Source organism: Rhodobacteraceae bacterium M382 (assembly GCA_025141015.1).
GTDB lineage: Bacteria > Pseudomonadota > Alphaproteobacteria > Rhodobacterales > Rhodobacteraceae > Aliisedimentitalea > Aliisedimentitalea scapharcae.
This window is the reverse complement of the sequence record CP081098.1, coordinates 1,487,734-1,505,189: the sequence shown is the minus strand read 5'-3', so window position 1 is coordinate 1,505,189 and position 17,456 is coordinate 1,487,734. Positions and strand designations below refer to the sequence as shown.

The 17,456-nt window shown below is 60.4% G+C and carries 18 protein-coding genes and 1 riboswitch; of the genes, 12 read left to right on the top strand and 6 right to left on the bottom strand.

Features of this window, described 5'->3' with window-relative positions; genetic code table 11:
* Together cobI and cobJ are read left to right on the top strand one after the other, a co-directional pair.
* Entirely contained in the window at nt 1–717 is a 717-nt protein-coding gene (cobI, locus tag K3727_06905) for a precorrin-2 C(20)-methyltransferase (protein UWQ92503.1), read from the top strand.
* Nucleotides 714–1,496, top strand: a complete 783-nt coding sequence (gene cobJ / locus K3727_06900; GenBank protein UWQ92502.1) for a precorrin-3B C(17)-methyltransferase — start codon at nt 714–716, stop codon at nt 1,494–1,496. Before cobI ends, cobJ begins: the two co-directional genes overlap by 4 nt.
* On the opposite strand, the gene K3727_06895 is transcribed toward cobJ, so the two are convergent.
* Entirely contained in the window at nt 1,475–2,221 is a 747-nt protein-coding gene (locus K3727_06895; protein ID UWQ92501.1) for a cobalt-precorrin-6A reductase, read from the bottom strand. The genes cobJ and K3727_06895 overlap by 22 nt on opposite strands.
* On the opposite strand from K3727_06895, the gene cbiE reads away from it, so the two are divergent.
* From cbiE to K3727_06850, 9 genes are all read left to right on the top strand, one after another.
* The gene (cbiE, locus tag K3727_06890) at nt 2,220–3,407 is read left to right on the top strand and encodes a precorrin-6y C5,15-methyltransferase (decarboxylating) subunit CbiE (GenBank protein ID UWQ92500.1); all 1,188 of its coding nucleotides are present in this window, start codon (nt 2,220–2,222) and stop codon (nt 3,405–3,407) included. The genes K3727_06895 and cbiE overlap by 2 nt on opposite strands.
* Nucleotides 3,404–3,790 (top strand): cobalamin biosynthesis protein, encoded by a 387-nt coding sequence (locus K3727_06885; GenBank protein ID UWQ93302.1) that lies wholly within the window; start codon nt 3,404–3,406, stop codon nt 3,788–3,790. Before cbiE ends, K3727_06885 begins: the two co-directional genes overlap by 4 nt.
* Nucleotides 3,790–4,575 (top strand): precorrin-4 C(11)-methyltransferase, encoded by a 786-nt coding sequence (gene cobM, locus K3727_06880; protein ID UWQ92499.1) that lies wholly within the window; start codon nt 3,790–3,792, stop codon nt 4,573–4,575. The genes K3727_06885 and cobM overlap by 1 nt, the downstream gene beginning before the upstream one ends.
* Nucleotides 4,575–5,882 (top strand): cobyrinate a,c-diamide synthase, encoded by a 1,308-nt coding sequence (locus tag K3727_06875; protein ID UWQ92498.1) that lies wholly within the window; start codon nt 4,575–4,577, stop codon nt 5,880–5,882. The genes cobM and K3727_06875 overlap by 1 nt, the downstream gene beginning before the upstream one ends.
* 2 nt (nt 5,883–5,884) lie before the next feature.
* Nucleotides 5,885–6,610 carry a uroporphyrinogen-III C-methyltransferase gene (cobA, locus tag K3727_06870; GenBank protein UWQ92497.1) on the top strand — a complete coding sequence of 242 codons (726 nt, stop codon included), beginning with the start codon at nt 5,885–5,887 and terminating at the stop codon, nt 6,608–6,610.
* Nucleotides 6,611–6,640: 30 nt separating this feature from the next.
* A riboswitch (cobalamin riboswitch) is annotated at nt 6,641–6,862 on the top strand.
* A gap of 56 nt (nt 6,863–6,918) precedes the next feature.
* Complete coding sequence (locus K3727_06865; protein UWQ92496.1) at nt 6,919–7,596, top strand: energy-coupling factor ABC transporter permease; 678 nt, start codon at nt 6,919–6,921, stop codon at nt 7,594–7,596.
* 86 nt (nt 7,597–7,682) lie between these two features.
* The gene (gene cobF, locus K3727_06860; protein UWQ92495.1) at nt 7,683–8,435 is read left to right on the top strand and encodes a precorrin-6A synthase (deacetylating); all 753 of its coding nucleotides are present in this window, start codon (nt 7,683–7,685) and stop codon (nt 8,433–8,435) included.
* A 62-nt stretch (nt 8,436–8,497) separates the two neighbouring features.
* The gene (locus tag K3727_06855; protein UWQ92494.1) at nt 8,498–9,232 is read left to right on the top strand and encodes a glutamine amidotransferase; all 735 of its coding nucleotides are present in this window, start codon (nt 8,498–8,500) and stop codon (nt 9,230–9,232) included.
* Nucleotides 9,233–9,314: 82 nt separating this feature from the next.
* The gene (locus K3727_06850) at nt 9,315–11,009 is read left to right on the top strand and encodes an FAD-binding dehydrogenase (GenBank protein ID UWQ92493.1); all 1,695 of its coding nucleotides are present in this window, start codon (nt 9,315–9,317) and stop codon (nt 11,007–11,009) included.
* A 6-nt stretch (nt 11,010–11,015) separates the two neighbouring features.
* Here K3727_06850 and K3727_06845 read toward each other — a convergent pair whose 3' ends face one another.
* The 4 genes from K3727_06845 to K3727_06830 are packed head-to-tail and all read right to left on the bottom strand — an operon-like array spanning nt 11,016 to nt 15,740.
* Nucleotides 11,016–12,179: a TPM domain-containing protein gene (locus tag K3727_06845; GenBank protein ID UWQ92492.1), complete on the bottom strand. Its 1,164-nt coding sequence runs from the start codon at nt 12,177–12,179 to the stop codon at nt 11,016–11,018.
* Nucleotides 12,180–12,199: 20 nt separating this feature from the next.
* Nucleotides 12,200–13,978: an SLC13 family permease gene (locus K3727_06840; GenBank protein ID UWQ92491.1), complete on the bottom strand. Its 1,779-nt coding sequence runs from the start codon at nt 13,976–13,978 to the stop codon at nt 12,200–12,202.
* On the bottom strand, nt 13,975–14,931 hold the full coding sequence (locus K3727_06835; GenBank protein UWQ92490.1) for a DMT family transporter: 957 nt from the start codon (nt 14,929–14,931) through the stop codon (nt 13,975–13,977). The genes K3727_06840 and K3727_06835 overlap by 4 nt, the downstream gene beginning before the upstream one ends.
* On the bottom strand, nt 14,928–15,740 hold the full coding sequence (locus tag K3727_06830; GenBank protein UWQ92489.1) for a TIGR00282 family metallophosphoesterase: 813 nt from the start codon (nt 15,738–15,740) through the stop codon (nt 14,928–14,930). The genes K3727_06835 and K3727_06830 overlap by 4 nt, the downstream gene beginning before the upstream one ends.
* Before the next feature lie 233 nt (nt 15,741–15,973).
* Here K3727_06830 and K3727_06825 point away from each other — a divergent pair, with 233 nt between their 5' ends.
* Nucleotides 15,974–16,813, top strand: coding sequence for a 2OG-Fe(II) oxygenase (locus K3727_06825; protein ID UWQ92488.1), 840 nt, complete (start codon nt 15,974–15,976; stop codon nt 16,811–16,813).
* Between the two features lie 66 nt (nt 16,814–16,879).
* Here the strand turns inward: K3727_06825 and K3727_06820 are convergent, their stop codons facing one another.
* Nucleotides 16,880–17,440 carry a 5-formyltetrahydrofolate cyclo-ligase gene (locus tag K3727_06820; GenBank protein ID UWQ93301.1) on the bottom strand — a complete coding sequence of 187 codons (561 nt, stop codon included), beginning with the start codon at nt 17,438–17,440 and terminating at the stop codon, nt 16,880–16,882.
* Nucleotides 17,441–17,456: the final 16 nt, after the last annotated feature.

Sequence of the window (17,456 nt, the reverse complement as noted above, 5' to 3'; positions counted from 1 at the left end):
ATGGGTAAAGTGATCTGTGCCGGGCTGGGTCCCGGCGATCCCGAATTGATGAGCGTCCGATCGTACCGCGCGATCCAATCGGCGCGTCATGTGGCCTATTTCCGCAAGGCCGGCCATGTGGGCCAGGCCCGGACCATCGTCAACGGGTTGATGCCCGATACGGCCGTGGAACATGCGATGGAATACCCGGTCACCACGGAAATCCATTTCTCCGATCCCGAATACAACCGGCAGCTTTCGGCGTTTTATGACGATTGGGCCGACCGTCTGGCCGAGTTGTCTCAATCCGAAGACGTCGTGGTCCTGTGCGAAGGTGACCCGTTCCTTTATGGGTCGTTCATGCATCTCTATACCCGCCTGCGCGACCGGACACAGGTCGACGTGATCCCCGGCATTACCGGCATGTCCGGCTGCTGGACCGCCACCGGCCACCCGATCACCTGGGGCGACGATGTGCTGACCGTGGCAATGGCGACGCTCTCCGAAGACGAGCTGACCGAACGTGCCGCTGGAACCGACGCGCTGGTGGTGATGAAAATTGGCCGCAATCTGCCAAAACTGCGCCGCGCATTGGAACGGGCTGGCCGTTTGAACGACGCCTGGATCGTGGTCAAAGGCACCATGGCCGAGCAACAAGTACACAAGCTGTCCGAGTTGGACGGTCCTGTGCCCTATTTCTCCATCGCGATGGTTCATGGACAGGGGCGCAGACCATGAGTGTTTCGGAAAACGGCTGGGTCGTTATCGCGGGGCTTGGCCCCGGAGACGAGGCATTGGTCACCCAGGAAGTGCGCGATGCGCTGGCCCAGGCCACCGACATTGTCGGCTATATCCCTTATGTCAAACGGATCGAACCGCGTGACGGGCTGACCCTGCACGCCAGCGACAACCGGGTCGAAGTCGATCGCGCCGCCCATGCGCTGGAAATGGCGACCGAGGGCAAACGGGTTGTTGTGGTTTCCTCCGGTGATCCCGGTGTGTTTGCCATGGCTTCGGCCGTGTTCGAAGCGCTGGAAGACGGCAAGCCCGAGTGGCTGGACATCGACATCAAGGTCCTGCCCGGCATCACAGCCATGTTGGCAGCGGCGGCCCAGATCGGCGCGCCCTTGGGTCATGATTTCGCGGCAATCAACCTGTCCGACAATCTGAAACCCTGGTCCCTGATCGAAACCCGCCTGCGCGCGGCTGGCGAGGCCGGATTTGCCATGGCGTTTTACAATCCGCGTTCAAAATCGCGCCCGCATCAGTTCGCCCGCGCGCTGGAGATCCTACGCGAAGCTTGTGGCGGTGACACGCTGATCAGCTTTGCCCGCGACGTGACCAAACCGGGGCAGACGATCACCACCGTTCCGCTGAAGGACGCGACGCCCGAAATGGCGGATATGCGCACCGTGGTTATTGTCGGCAACAGCGACACACGGGTCGTCGGGCGGTATGTCTATACGCCCCGTTTTGCCCCCGATCAGGCCCCAGATCAGGAAGGGTCGGCGACGTGATCCAACCAGGCCAGAACCTGATCAACGGATCGCAGGATCCGGCGCTGCGGCACCTGGGGGCGGTCGATCATGATGATCGTCGCGCCCAAAGCCCGTGCGGCGATCAGCTTGGCCTCGGCCCCCGCGCCACCGGCATTCTTGGCAACCACATGGGTGATGGCGTGTTCCCGCATCAGGGCTGTGTCAGTGTCGGCGTCAAACGGACCGCGGGCAATGACCAGGGACGTATCAGGCAAGGGCAGCGCCGCCTCTGGCGCGTCGACCAGACGCAGCAGATAATGGTGCTGGGGTTTGGCGGCAAACACGTCGAGGTTCTGTTTTCCGATGGCCAGAAAAACGTTGGCCTTGTCTTCGGGCAACGCATCAACCGCGCATTGCATATCGCTGACATGCAACCACGAATCTCCTTCCACCGCCTGCCATGGTGCACGTTCCAGCGCGGCCAATTTCACACCCGCTTGCGCACAGGCCGCAACCGCATTGGTGCTCATCTGTGCGGCAAAAGGATGGGTGGAATCGATCACATGGGTGATGTTTTCGGCCCGCAGGTATTGGACCAGACCGCCCGCGCCGCCATAGCCGCCGATGCGCATGGGCAACGGTTGCGCCACCGGGCTGGCCGTGCGTCCGGCATAGGAAAACACCGCATCCGCACCGCGTTCTGCGAGAACGCGGGCCAGGCGCGACGCTTCGGTTGTGCCGCCAAGCAAAAGGATGCGTGTCATGAGTAACCCGTGGTTGTCGATTATTGGTTTGGGCGAAGATGGCCTGAGCGGGCTGTCGGATGCAAGCCAGTCCGCGCTGGACGCGGCAGAAATCATCTTTGGTGGTCCGCGCCATCTGGATCTGGTGAATGCCGGTGACCGCGGTCAGCCCTGGCAAATACCGTTTTCCATCACGCCTGTGCTGGCTGCACGAGGCCGCAAAGTGGCGGTTCTGGCGTCGGGTGACCCATTCTGGCATGGGGCGGGCGGGTCATTGTCACGTCATCTGGCGGATGGGGAATGGCAATCGTTTCCCAGCTTATCCACATTTGCCTTGGCCGCCAACCGGCTGGGTTGGAAGCTGGAAGAGGTGTTATGCACAGGGCTGCATGCGGCCCCGTTTGAGCAATTGCTTCCGATTCTGGCACCCGGTGTTCAGATCATTGCTACGGTGCGCGACGCGGCGGCCCCGGCCGAGCTGGCCACATGGCTGGAGACACAGGGGTTTGGCGCATCGACGCTCACCGTTCTGGAATGTGTTGGTGGCCCGCGTGAGAGGATCCGCACCGCCACGGCAGAGATCTTTGATCTCAAAGAGATAGACACGCTTGTTACCGTGGCGATTCAGGCGGCCGGTGCTGCTGGGCTACCCCAGGCGTCGGGGTTGGCGGATGATCTGTTCCACAGTGATGGCCAAATCACCAAACGTCCAATCCGTGCCCTGACGCTATCGGCCCTGTCCCCGCGTCCGGGTCAGCTGTTGTGGGACATCGGCGGCGGGTCCGGGTCGATTTCGGTCGAATGGTGTCTGGCCGCACGTGGCGCGCGCGCAATCACTTTCGAACCACGCGAAGATCGTCTGACAAATATTCGTGCAAACGCGGAAAAATTCGGAATAGCCCACCGGATGACGCCGGTCATTGGCAAGGCCCCCGCCGTGCTGGACGGAGTTGAGCTGCCCAACACCGTGTTTATCGGCGGTGGTGGCTCGCGGATGTTGTTGGATCACCTTTGGAATATCCTGCCCGCAGGCACACGCATCGTTGCCAATGGTGTGACGCTGGAAACCGAGACGCTGCTGATGACCGCCCACAAGACCCGCGGCGGTCATCTGTTAAAAGCGGAAATCGCCGAAGCCGCCCCCTTGGGCAGTATGCATGGCTGGGACCGGGCCCGCCCGGTGATCCAGTGGAGCGTGACCCGATGAAGGTGGCGGGGTTCGGCTTTCGCTCAGGCGCAACTGTTGCTGATCTACGCGACGTTCTGGCGCTGACCGGGCAGACACCGGATGCGGTGGCGTCGATCTCAACCAAGGCACAGACACCCGTGCTGCAACAACTGGCCAAAGAGCTGGATGTGCCCCTGATCGCGTTGGACGAAAATGAAATTGCCGGAGAACAGACATTGACCTGTTCCCCCCGGATCAAGGCCCGGTTTGGAACCGGGTCGCTGGCCGAAGCCGCTGCACAAGCAGGCGCACGGACCAGCGTCAAAGGGGCAACTGTACGTTTACTAAGCCCCCGCGTAATAACCGCCAACGGCAACGCCACAGTGGCGATTGCGCAGGCGACTGCAAAAGGACGAACCTGATGACCGTTCACTTTATCGGCGCCGGACCGGGTGCTGCTGACCTGATCACCCTGCGCGGGCGCGACCTGATCGCCGCCTGCCCCGTATGTCTGTATGCCGGATCGCTGGTCCCGACCGAATTGCTGCAACATTGCCCCGAGGGCGCGCATATCGTGAACACCGCGTCCATGTCGCTGGACGAGATCGTTGCCGAGATCAAAACCGCCCATGCCGCCGGTCACGATGTGGCCCGTTTGCATTCTGGTGATCTGTCTGTCTGGTCGGCGATGGGCGAACAGCTGCGCCGCCTGCGTGCCGAAGATATTCCCTATGACGTCACTCCAGGTGTACCCGCCTTTGCCGCCGCGGCGGCCACTTTGGGCGCTGAACTGACCCTGCCGGGTGTTGCACAATCGCTGATCCTGACCCGGACTTCGGGGCGTGCCTCGTCGATGCCCGAAGGCGAAACGCTGGAGAATTTTGCCCGCACAGGTGCCACGTTGGCCATTCACCTGTCGGTGCATGTGCTGGACGATGTCGTTGACCGGCTGACCCCCCATTATGGTGCCGATTGCCCGGTGGCGGTGATCTGGCGGGCAACCTGGCCGGATCAGCGGGTGGTCAAGGCGACACTGGACACGTTGATCGAGGCCACCGATGGTGAACGCGGTCGCACTGCGCTGATCTTGGTCGGCCGCGCCATCGGGGCCGAGGAGTTCGACGAAAGTTGCCTGTATGCTGGCGATTATGACCGCCGCTATCGCCCCGTCGGCACCAATCCACGGTTCCCGGAAGGAGTAGAATAATGCCAGCAGGTCTGATGATTTCAGCGCCTGCATCGGGCACCGGCAAGACCACGGTCATGCTGGGTCTATTGCGCGCTTTGGCCGACGACGGGCTGGCCGTTCAGCCGTTCAAAAGCGGCCCGGACTATATCGACCCGGCGTTTCATCTGGCTGCCGCCGGACGGGCGTCGTTCAATCTGGATACCTGGGCGATGGCGCCGGACCTGTTGAACGCAATTTCGGCGCAAGCTGAGGGCGCAGAAATCTGCATCGGCGAAGGGTCCATGGGTCTGTATGACGGGGTCGCCACGCGGGGCCAGACTGCGTTCGGCACCAGTGCGGAAACCGCCAAGCGCATGGGGTGGCCCGTTATTCTGGTGGTCGATGTCGGCGGGCAGGCCCAATCGGCCGCCGCTACAGCGTTGGGTTTCAAAAATTACGACCCGGAATTGCCCTTTGCAGGGGTGATCCTGAACCGCGTCGCCAGCCCCCGGCACGAACGCCTGACCCGTTTGGGAATGGAGCGCGCCGGGATCAAGTTTCTGGGATCTCTGCCCCGGCGCGGTGATCTGACTTTACCAGAACGGCATTTGGGGCTGATCCAGGCCGTTGAACATCCCGATCTGGACGCCGCGATTGCAGGCTATGCCACTTTCCTGCGGTACAACGTCGATCTCGACGCGATCAAGGCCGCCGCCATGGCTGGGCCGGTCGAGCCCGCAACAAACGGTCTGCCAAAGCCCCCTGCCCAGCGCATTGCATTGGCACGGGATGCGGCGTTTTCCTTTACCTATCCGCACCTTCTGAAAGGCTGGCGTGATGCGGGGGCAGAAATCCTGCCGTTTTCACCGCTGGCCGATGAGGCCCCGGCGGCGGACGCAGATTTGGTCTGGTTGCCCGGCGGATACCCCGAATTGCACGGCGGCACCTTGGCCGCTGCCGAGAATTTCCGTGCTGGTCTGTGCAAACATGCGCAGACCAAACCGGTGCATGGCGAATGCGGTGGATACATGGCCTTGGGCGAGGCGCTGATCGACAAACAGGGTGTGCGCCATCAGATGGCCGGTCTGCTGGGCCTGGTCACATCCTATGAAAAACGCAAGTTCCATCTCGGGTATCGCCGGGCGGTTCTGGGCGCGGGCATGCCCGGGTTTGACGCAGGTCGCGCCCTGCGTGGGCATGAATTCCATTACTCCACAATCCTGGACGAACCCGACGCCCCGCTGGCACAGGTATTTGACGCCGATGGCAACCCGGTGCCAGAAACCGGGTCGATCAAAGGCAATGTCACGGGCACTTTCTTTCACCTCATCACTGGAGAAGCGTGACGATGAGCGGCTTTGTCAGTTTTGTCTCCTCTGGGCCGGGCGATCCCGACCTGTTGACCGTCAAGGCGGTCAAATCGCTGCAACAGGCCGATGCGGTTCTGTTTGACGATCTGAGTTCCGGCCCGATCCTGAGCCATGCGCGCGAGGACGCCGATCTGGTCGGCGTTGGCAAACGCGCGGGCCGCCCGTCCCCCAAGCAGGACCACGTCAGCCAGCTTTTGGTGGACTATGCGTCCACCGGCGCGCGGGTTGTGCGGTTGAAATCCGGGGATTGCGGAATTTTCGGACGGCTCGAAGAAGAGTTGACCGCCCTGCGCGCAGCCGGGATCGAATACGAAATCATCCCTGGTGTCACAGCCGCATCGGCCGCAGCAGCGGCGGCGGGCATCCCGCTGACCCGACGGTTGACGGCACGGCGCCTGCAATATGTCACCGGCCACGATGTTACTGGCGAATTGCCCGAAAAACTGAACTGGGCGGCGCTGGCCGATGGCGAAGCAACAACCGTGGTCTATATGGGCAAACGCACCTTTGCCGCCCTTGCCGAACAGCTGCTGGAGCGTGGGTTGTCCGCCGACACTGCCTGTTTGTTGGCCACCGGTGTTTCGACGCCGGACCAGGCCCTGTCGCATCACACATTGGGTGATCTGCCCGCTCATTTGGCGCAGCTGGATACCAAGGCGCCGGTTTTGATCCTGTATGGAGCCTTGGCTGTTGCGGACGCGTAAGTGACGCTTGACAGACTGCGATTCCTTATGAAAACAAAGGCCATTGACGGTTCCCAGCGGTCCAAGACCAAGGGATTAAAAGGGAACACGGTGTGGTGTAGCCAAAAGGCGCCAAATCCGTGACTGCCCCCGCAACTGTGAGCGGAGAGTGTGCCCCGCCAAAGACCACTGATCGCCCCAAAGGGCGTCGGGAAGGTCGGGGCAAACTATGACCCGCGAGTCAGGAGACCTGCCGTCAGCGGTCCGGGATGGTCCCGGACTGGTCCTGAACTTTTCGGCCGTCGGGTGAGACGGCAGGGAGACACATTATGCATATCGAACCCGGCATCGTAAACGGTGCCAAAATCACGCTGTCCTACGCAACTGCAGCCGGTGCCGCCACCTATATGGTCAAGGAAGCCGCGTCTGCCTTTGGCGTATCCGGTGCCATATCGCTGGCGGTGCGCTCGGTCATGGCGACCGCTGCGGCCTTCACCTTCTTTCAGGTGCTGCCACATTTCCCCGTCGGCGTGTCCGAAGTCCACTTTATCCTCGGCTCGACCTTGTTCCTGATCCTGGGCGCAGCCCCTGCTGCGGTGGGTCTGGCGATGGCGCTGCTGTTGCAGGGCATGTTCTTTGCGCCTACCGACCTGCCCCAGTATTTCATCAACGTCACCACCCTGTTGGTGCCGCTGTTCGCGCTGAAAGCCGTGGCAAACCGCATGATCGCGCCCGGTACCGCCTATGTTGATCTGAAATACACGCAGGCGCTGGCGCTGAGCACCGCCTATCAGGGCGGCGTTGTGGCCTGGGTTGGTTTCTGGGCCTTTTACGGTCAGGGCTTTGGCGCTGAAACCGTGACATCCGTGCTGACCTTTGGTGGGGCCTATATGTTGGTCGTTTTGATTGAACCCGTCGCCGATCTGGCCGTGCTGGCCGCGGCCAAGACCATGCGTGGCCTGAATGGATCCGGTCTGGTGACGCCGCGCCTCTATAACGCGGCGTAATTCAGCTTGCACACACACGGACGCGGCCCCATTACGGGGCCGTGTTTGTTTTTGGCACATGATTGTTTTGGCAAGGGCTCTGACAGATGATCGAACTCACCCTGATCGGAATCGGCACCGGCAACCCCCAGCATCTGACGTTGCAGGCGGTGGACGCGCTGAACGCGCAGGATCTGATCCTGATCCCCAACAAGGGCGCGGGCAAGGATGATCTGGCTGGGTTGCGGCGTCAGATCTGTGACCGGGCGATCCGGGGCGCTGGTCCGCAGATCATCGAATTCGACCTGCCCATCCGGGACGAGGCCACCACCGATTATCGCCGGCGGGTCGATGATTGGCATGATGCCATTGCCGAAATCTGGTGGCAGAACATCACCGCCAACCTGCCGGATACCGGTGGCAAGGTGGGGTTTCTGGTCTGGGGCGACCCGTCGCTCTATGACAGCACCATGCGGATCGCCGACCGGTTGCTGACCCGGGCCGCGTTCACCATATCGGTCATCCCTGGTATCACGTCGATCCAGGCGCTGACCGCCGGGCACGCGATCCCGCTGAACGAAATCAATGGACCTGTTGTGATCACCACAGGCCGTCAATTGCGCGATCACGGCTGGCCTGAGGGGGCGGATACCGTTGTGGTGATGCTGGACGGGGCCTGTTCCTTCCAGACCCTTGATCAGGACGGCGTTCAGATCTGGTGGTCAGGTTTTGCCGGAATGCCCGAAGAGATCACCCTGTCTGGCCCCTTGTCCGAGGTCTGTCAGACGATCATCGACACCCGCGCACAGGCGCGCGCCGATCACGGCTGGATCATGGATATCTATCTGTTGCGCCGGTGAAATGTCGCGGGGGCCGTGCGCACCCTTGTGCATGAATACCCGGTTGGCCTAAACCAACGGCCATGAAGCCATTTCTGATCCTGCAATTGCGCCCCGAAACCGACGCCGCCGATGCGGAGTTTGCCTCTATCCTGAACCGATCCGGCCTGACGGCTGAACGCTGTCACCGGGTGCGATTGGATTGCGAGGAGTTGCCCGCTGGGCTGGATGTGCGCGATTACGCCGGTGTGATTGTCGGCGGCGGCCCGGGCTGTGTCAGCGACGATCCCGAGAAAAAATCCCCGATGGATGCGCGGATCGAAGAGACCGTGCTGGGGCTGATGCCGCAGATCACCGCATTGGATCACCCATTCATGGGCTGCTGTTACGGTCTGGGCATTCTGGCCGCGCATCTGGGTGGCGACGTGTCCAAGGCACAATACGGCGAACCGGTCGGCCCATCCGATTGCACCCTGACCAAGGACGCGCAAAACGATCCGCTCACGACGGGGTTACCCGTCGCGTTCGAAGCCTTTGTCGGCCACAAGGAAGCGGTGCAGGCGCTGCCACCGGGCTGTGTGCATCTGGTGGCCTCGGCCCCCTGCCCGTTCCAGATGGTGCGGTTTGGCGAAAACGTCTATGCCACCCAGTTCCACCCCGAAGCCGATGCCGCCGATTTTGAACAGCGCATCCGAATCTATTCTGGTCACGGCTATTTCCCGCCCGAACAGGCGGATGAACTGATCACCCAATGCCACGCCGCCGAGGTGACGGTGCCGGGCGAAATCCTGCGCCGATTTGCCCAGCGTTATGGGTGATGCCGCCGGGTGACCACACGGCACGAACCGCCCGCACAGGTTGCCTGAGTGGCCGCGACACGGCTAGGCTGATCCGGCAGATATGCCAAAGGAGCAGCGCGTGCCCCATCAAAACGGTCAAATCAACAGCGCCGATGTCATCATAGTTGGCGCGGGATTGGCCGGATTGGCCGCCGCGGTCGAATTGGGTGACCTCGGCAAAACCGTCATTTTGCTGGATCAGGAACCGGCACATTTCATGGGAGGTCAGGCCCATTGGAGCCTGGGCGGGTTGTTCATGATCGATACCCCGGAACAACGTCGCATGGGCATTCGCGACTGTCCCGATCTGGCGCGGCGCGACTGGCTGGGCAGCGCACAGTTCGACCGCCCCGAGGATGCCTGGCCGCGCGCATGGGCCGATGCGTATCTGGACTTTGCGGCTGGTGAAATGCGCAGCTGGCTGCATGACGTTGGGCTGCGCTGGTTCCCGGTTGTGGGCTGGGCCGAACGCGGTGGAGACACGGCCGAAGGACATGGGAATTCTGTCCCACGGTTTCATGTCACCTGGGGCACCGGACCGGGGGTTGTTGCCCCTTTTGCAGCCCGTGTGCGCAATCATATGGCCACCGGGCGCATTCATTTTCGGGACCGCCATCAGGTCAGCTACATCATCATGCAAAACGGCGCGGCCAAAGGCGTCTCCGGCGAAATCCTGGCTGAAGATGCCAGCCCCCGGGGCCAAAAGACCAGCCGGCATGAGATCGGTGAATTCGAATGTTACGCGCCATCCATCATCGTCGCCTCGGGTGGGATTGGCGGCAATCTGGAACTGGTGCGCAAGGCCTGGCCCGCTGACCGTCTGGGACCCGCGCCCAAAACCATGGTGTCAGGCGTACCGTTTCACGTCGACGGCCGCATGATCGCAATATCCGAAACCGCCGGTGGCCATGTGATCAACCCCGACCGCATGTGGCATTACACCGAAGGGGTACAGAACTGGGACCCGATTTGGCCCAATCATGGCATCCGGATTCTGCCTGGGCCGTCTTCCATATGGTTTGACGCATCAGGCAATCGGCTCACCGCACCCTGTCTGCCAGGTTTCGATACATTGGGTACGCTGCGCGAGATTCTGAAGACCGGTCAAGATTACAGCTGGTTCGTGCTGAGCCAGAAGATCATCGAAAAGGAATTTGCCCTGTCCGGGTCGGAACAGAACCCGGATCTGACTTCGGGCAGCTGGTTTCAAGTGCTCAAGGCGCGACTGTTGTCACGCGGCAGCGCTCCCGGGCCTGTGGAAGCGTTCAAGAAACACGGAGTCGATTTTGTCGTGTCCACAACCCTGAGCGACTTGGTCAAAGGCATGAACCGTATCGCCGAAGTGCCCGTCGACGAGGCACGGTTGCGGTCCCAGATCGAGGCTCGGGACGCCCAGGTTGACAACCCCTTTGCCAAGGATGCGCAGATCATCGCCATCAATGCCGCCCGTAACTATCGCGGAGACAAGCTGATCCGCACGGCCAAACCCCACCGCATTCTGGATCGCGACAATGGTCCATTGATCGCAGTCAAGCTGCATATCCTGACACGCAAAACGCTGGGCGGGTTGCAAACCGACCTGGACAGCCGGATGGTTGGCGCTGATGGGACCCCGGTGCCGGGGTTGTTTGCCGTGGGCGAGGCCGCCGGGTTCGGCGGTGGTGGCTATCACGGGTACAACGCGTTGGAAGGGACGTTTTTGGGCGGATGCCTGTTTTCCGGGCGTCGCGCCGGGCAGTCACGACATATCGCTTGACGCCACTTACCAACTGCCGCTGGCACCGCCCCCGGATGAGCTGCCACCGCCAAAGGAGCTGCTGCCCGAACTGGAGGATTTGGTTTTGCGCGGGATCGTTCGGAACACCTGATTGTGGTACTCACAGTGGTTGCAATCATAGTCGATCCGCTTGCGTCCCGTGCTGGAGGTGGTGGCCGACACCAGCACCGTGGTCTGGGTTGCCATCGTCCGGTACGAGCAGCGTGGACAATCACCATAGCCCGAGAACCAGCTGCGGTAATGTTCGATGTCCATGTGCCCACATTGGCCACAGCTCCAGACGTCGTAATCAACTGATTTCAGGAATTCTTCGGTCTGCTGCCCATCATCCAGAAATTGATCATCCGCCTGTTCATCCAGCCGCCCCATGATCGTGCCACATTCCCGACAGGGACGCGGACGGTTGCGCAAATAACGGCGAATGCCACAGAATGCTGCGCCCGCTGGCACAGCCAGCAACGCCCAGACCCATTCTCCGAACTGACGCAATTTATACCCGATCCAATTCCAGCCGCGCTGAACGGTCGAAACGTCCTGTTGTCCTGGCAGGGCACCCGTGATGGCAAAGATCGTGGCATCCACGCCATCTTCTATTCCCTGCTGATAGGCATCCTGCCTGAACTGAGGCAGGAACGCGGTGTCAATCACCCGCTGCATCGTAGCGTTCCAGCTGTCGCTATACCCGCTGCCGATTTCGATCCGCATCCGGCGATCAAAGCGTGATACCAGGATCAGCACCCCGTCATTGCGCGTCGCATCGCCAATGCCCCAGGTGTTGAACAGCCCGGTGGCAAAGGGTTCGATTGCTCCGGCGTGACCAAAATCGCTCATTCCGGGGATCGTCAGAACCGTCATCTCCACATCGGTATGACGGTAGAGATCAATCAACTTTTGCCGCACCCGCGTTTCGGCTGCGGCATCCAGCAAGTCGGCGTAATCGTTGACGTATAACTCTTGATAGCCGGGGTATTTGCCACCGCCCGTTCGGGGAACATCAGGGTTGGCCCAATCGGGTTCACCCTGCTCTGCCTGAGACGTCACCACATGCCGGGGCTGTGTCATCATCCCGACACCATATCCAATGGCCCAGCCAAAAACCAACACGACACCCGCGATGATCAGGGCCCACTGAAGATCGCGTTTGGTCATGGCAATGCGTCCTTTTCAGATCAAAGTGGCCAGAACACCGGAATCAATGCCGACGCCAGAAGACCAACCGACAGGTTCAACGGGATACCGACGCGCATGAAATCCGTGAATTTGTAACCGCCCGGCCCATAGACCATCATATTGGTCTGATAGCTGATCGGCGTGGCAAAGGTTGCGCTGGCTGCGATCATGACCGCCACCACCAACGGGCGCGGGTCCACCCCCAGCGACACTGCCAGACCAATGGCAACCGGGGTCAGAACCACCGCCACCGCGTGGTTGATCAGCTCCGACAAAAGCGAGGTGAGCAGATACAGCCCCCAGACGATCAGGAAAGGCGGCAGGCCGCTCAGATAGGGGGCGAATTTATGCACAATCAGGTCGATTGCGCCCGAAGTTTCCAATGCTGTTGCCACCGCCAGCATGGCAAAAATCAGGGCCAACAGCCGCCCATCAATAAATGAGAACGCTTCGTCCGAGTCGATACACCGGGTCAGGAAGACCGTGGCCATGGCCAACACTGCCAACAACAGTATCGGTGCCACACCCAATGCAGCCAGGGCGACAATCCCCGCAATCGAGGCGAGCGCGATCGGCGCGTGGCTGCGGCGATAGGCGCGCGCCGTTGGTTTGGTCACATCGACCATCTGCATGTCCTGGGCCAGTCGCTGGATATCTTCCGGAGCCCCTTCGAGCAGCAATGTATCGCCCACGCGCACCACCAACTGATCCAGTTGCTGACCGATGTTCTGATTGCTGCGGTGCATGGCCAGAACATAGACACCATATCGACGACGCAGACGCAATTCGCCCAGTGTGCGCCCGACCATCTTGCAGCCCGGCGTAATCAGAACCTCGACAGTCGAGGTTTCCACCGCCGATACCTGATCAACCCGTTTGAGTTCCTTGTTGGATTGCAGGCTCAGCAATTCGGTCATCCGGGTGCGCAAAACCACCCTATCTCCGACCTGCAGTTCAACACCCTTGAGATCGCGGCGCAGAGACAAATCGCCCCGGATCACATCGATCAGTCGAACACCGGGACGTTTGAACAACTGTACGCTGGTCACTTCGCGCCCGATCAAATTGCTCTCCGGAGGTATCACCGCCTCAGTAAAGAACTTTTTCGAAGTCTGCTGATCCGAAAGCATTGACGCCATGCTGGCGCGTTCAGGCAATAGACGCGGGGCCACGAACCGCAAATAGATCGCGCCCCATATCACCAGAATGATCGCCAATGGCGTGATTTCGAAAATGGTGAACGGTTCTAATCCCCGCGCCCGGGCAACCCCATCCACCAACAGGTTGGTCGAGGTCCCGATCAAGGTCAACGTTCCGCCCAGAATCGCCGCATAGCTGAGCGGGATCAGCATCTTGCTGGCCGAAATGCCCAATTTGCGCGACAGCTGGACAAATACCGGGATCATGACCACCACAACTGGCGTATTGTTCACAAAGGCCGAGGCAACGACAACAAAGATCATCAATGCGCCAATGGCCACGGCTGGTCGGGAATCCGCCTGTTTTTCAGCCAGTTGCGTGAACCACTCCAACGCACCGGTGCGCACAAGGGCCCCCATGACGATGAACATTGCGGCAATCGTCCAGGGTGCCGGGTTGGACAGGACATGCAGCGCTTCTTCATAGGGCAACAAGCCCAGAACCAACATGGTCGCCGCACCCCCGATCGCGACAACTTCGGCCGGATAGGCTTCGCGCATGAAGAGGATGAACATGATGACCACAACGGCGAGCGTGGTAAGAGCACCGCCAGTTTCAGAAAAAGCTATCAGATTCATAGACCCGCCTGCTGAAATTCTTGAGTTTTATCCTGACCGCCTTTGTTCGACGGTGCAAGTTCAGTTGATGTGCGCGGCTGTACCAGAAACACTCCGGCCAGCATCAGCCCCATGGCGACCCAGACATAGGAGGAATAGCTTTCCCCCAACAGGACCATGGCCCAGAACACGCCAAACCCGGTAACCAAATAGCTGACCTGCATGGAGAACACCGGCCCCGCCTTGCCCACCAACCACACATAGGATGCATAGACCACCACATGGACGATGGACGAGGCCACCAACGCAAATTCTGCCGCACCATAGGAGCGAAACGGTGAAATGAATTGGCCCGATCCGATGGCCATCGGCAGCACCAGAACCGACCCAATCAGCGATGCGCCAAACAGAACCTGAATCGGGTCCAGTCCGCCGGTGCCCCATTTGGCCACATAGTTGCCCTCGAACGCGTAGCAAACCGGAGCAATCAACGCGACCGGGATCCAGATCAACATGGCGCGATCCGGCAGGCTGGCTTCGGGGATCACCAGGAACAACACCCCGACCAACCCCAGGGAAAGCCCCGCCAACCGGGTGATGCGAAACGGCTCCAGCCGCAGGCCCAGCGCAATGGGAAAAGCCATCATCGGGATCAGCGACAAAAGGATCGACATAATCCCCGATGGCAAATGCACGATCGCCGTATAAGACGCGGTATTGGGCACCAGCGTTCCGATCACGGCCATCACCAGCGAAATCCGCAATGTGCCGCGGGTCAGTGGCAACCCCTTGCCCCGCAACAGTGAAATCACCGCCATGAACACCGCACCAATAATCAATTGCCACAGGATCAACCCCCAAGGTTGATACCCGGTGCTGACCGTGATCTTGGTCAATGGCTGCGTGATCCCCCAGCCTGCCCCCAGCATTCCCAAAACGAGGCTGTACCAGACAAGCTGACGGCGTTTTGTCATGGACTGGCCTGTTCCAGCAATCCGCCCTGGCGGACCATCTGCACGGTCTTGGCCTCGCCCGTGCGATCATCGGTTTCGACAAAGATCCCCGACAGGGTTGCCGCGCCATTGGCCGGGGTAAACCGTGATTTCGGCATCCCGGTGATGAACCGGCGCATGGGCTCCATTTTCTCCATGCCGATAACGGAATCATAGTCGCCGCACATCCCGGCATCGGTCAAATAGGCGGTGCCTCCGCCCAGGATCTGCGCGTCAGCGGTTGGCACATGTGTATGGGTACCAACCACCAATGACGCCTTGCCATTGCAAAAATGCCCCATCGCCATCTTTTCGGACGTGGCTTCGCAATGCACATCGACAATGATCGCCTGGGCCAACCCACCCCGAGGATGCGCCTTGAGCACTTTTTCGACCGCTGAAAACGGATCGTCAAAAGCGCGTTTCATGAACACCTGACCCAATACCTGCAACACCAGGACCTTGCGTCCGCCCGGTGCCGTGAACAGCCGATATCCTTTGCCCGGCGCGCCTTTGGCAAAATTCAAGGGTCGGATGATGCGTGGTTCGCTTTCGATGAATTGCAACATGTCCTTTTGATCAAAGGCATGATCGCCCAGCGTGACGCAATCGGCACCGGCCTGCAAAAGCAGGCGCGCATGTTCCCCGCTCAAACCCATGCCGTTGCTGGCGTTTTCGCCATTGACCACGACAAAATCCAACCGCCATTCGTCACGCAGACGTGGCAGGTTCTCGGTAATGGCCCGGCGTCCTGCGCGGCCCATCACATCACCCAGAAAAAGACATCTCATGTCCCCGTCCTACGGCATTTTTACAGCAGGTGGAAACCGTAAAAACAGCACGGCCCCGATGAAAGACCCCAAGGCCGCCCCAGATGCCCCGACCTTCCCCGCAAATGTGCGACCCATGCCGCAAAACGGCCCCAAACGCGGCGCACCATGTGCAAAAGCATTGCAATGTCCGGTTTTCGGACAGATCATTTCACATGTGGACCGCCCCCTGGAGACCCCACAGGAGATCACTCATGACCCAACCTGTCCTTGCCCTGGATCCGGACACCCTTTTGATTTCAACGCGCAACGCGCGCGAGGCAGCCAAGGCGCTGGCCCCGGCGTATCAATCCCGCGAACCCTTTCACTATGGCGGATATGACAATTTCCTGAACCCCGAGATCCTCGAACGGGTCAAGGAAGAGCTCAAACAGTTGCCAGAGTCGGAAACCAGCTTTGACCGGCCCCAGGAAAAACTGAAGACCTCCTACACGCCGGAACGGCTCCCACCTTATACGCGGCAGTTGTTTTATGCGTTAAATTCTCGCCCTGTTCTGGGATTTGTCGAAGAGCTGACCGGGATCAAAGGTCTGATTCCCGACCCCTACTTCGCCGGTGGTGGGGTGCATGTGGTGGCCAATGGCGGCCATCTTGATATTCATGCGGACTTTAATCATCACGCCGGGCTGAACCTGGAACGCCGTGTCAACCTGCTGATCTATCTGAACAAGGATTGGAAGGCTGAATATGGTGGGTCCTTTGAAGTCTGGAACGATGACATGAGCGCGCAAGTCGCGAGCTATGCCCCCCTGTTCAACAGAATGTGCATGTTTTCGACCAGCTCGAACAGCTGGCATGGCAACCCGGAACCCGTGAACCACCCGGATGGCGAACCGCGCATGTCAATCGCGCTTTACTATTACACCGCGACCTGGGACAGCACGCGCAAATCCCACACCACCCTATTCAAACCCCGCCCCGACACAGTCGACAAACCCGACCGCATGGTTGCGCGGCGGGAATTGCTGCAGGATCTGCTGCCACCGATCATTCACCGCAAGGTTGCCTGGCGGCTGGAAAAACTGGGGTTCTGATCACCACCATTCCCCAGCCGCTTCAAAACGGCTCGCACGCGCGGCTGAACAGCCGCGGGGGGCGCATCACGTGCGAAAGCTCAAGATCCTGCGTTCGGTGATCAACATGTCCAGCGGCTGATCTGTGGGCTCCAGTGGCAAATCCTCGGCCTCCTGCGCATCAAAGGCAAACCCGATGGCCAGCGTCGCCCGTTTGCCGCGCAGCAGTTCCAATGTTCGGTCATAGAACCCGCCACCATACCCCAGCCGCCCACCTTTGGCGTCAAAGGCGACCAACGGCACCACCAGGATTTCCGGTTCGAAATAGTCGTCCACCTCTGGCACCTGCGCACCAAACGGACCTTCACGCAATGCACCGTTGGGCTGCCAGCGGCTGAACTTGAGCGGCAAACCAGCCCCCTGGATCACGGGCACGCCGACCGGCCCATAGGCCGCCGCTTCGGCCATGACTGGCAGGGGATCTATCTCGGTTCTGATCGGCATATACCCGGCCAGCGGCACACCACGGTACCCGGCCAGTACCTCGGCAAGATGTCCCGCGGCACCAGGGATCTGCGTACCATGGGCCGCTTTACGTCTCGCAAACGCATCCTTGCGGGCCACCGCCTTGATTTCGACCAGATCCATATTGTTCACCACCTTC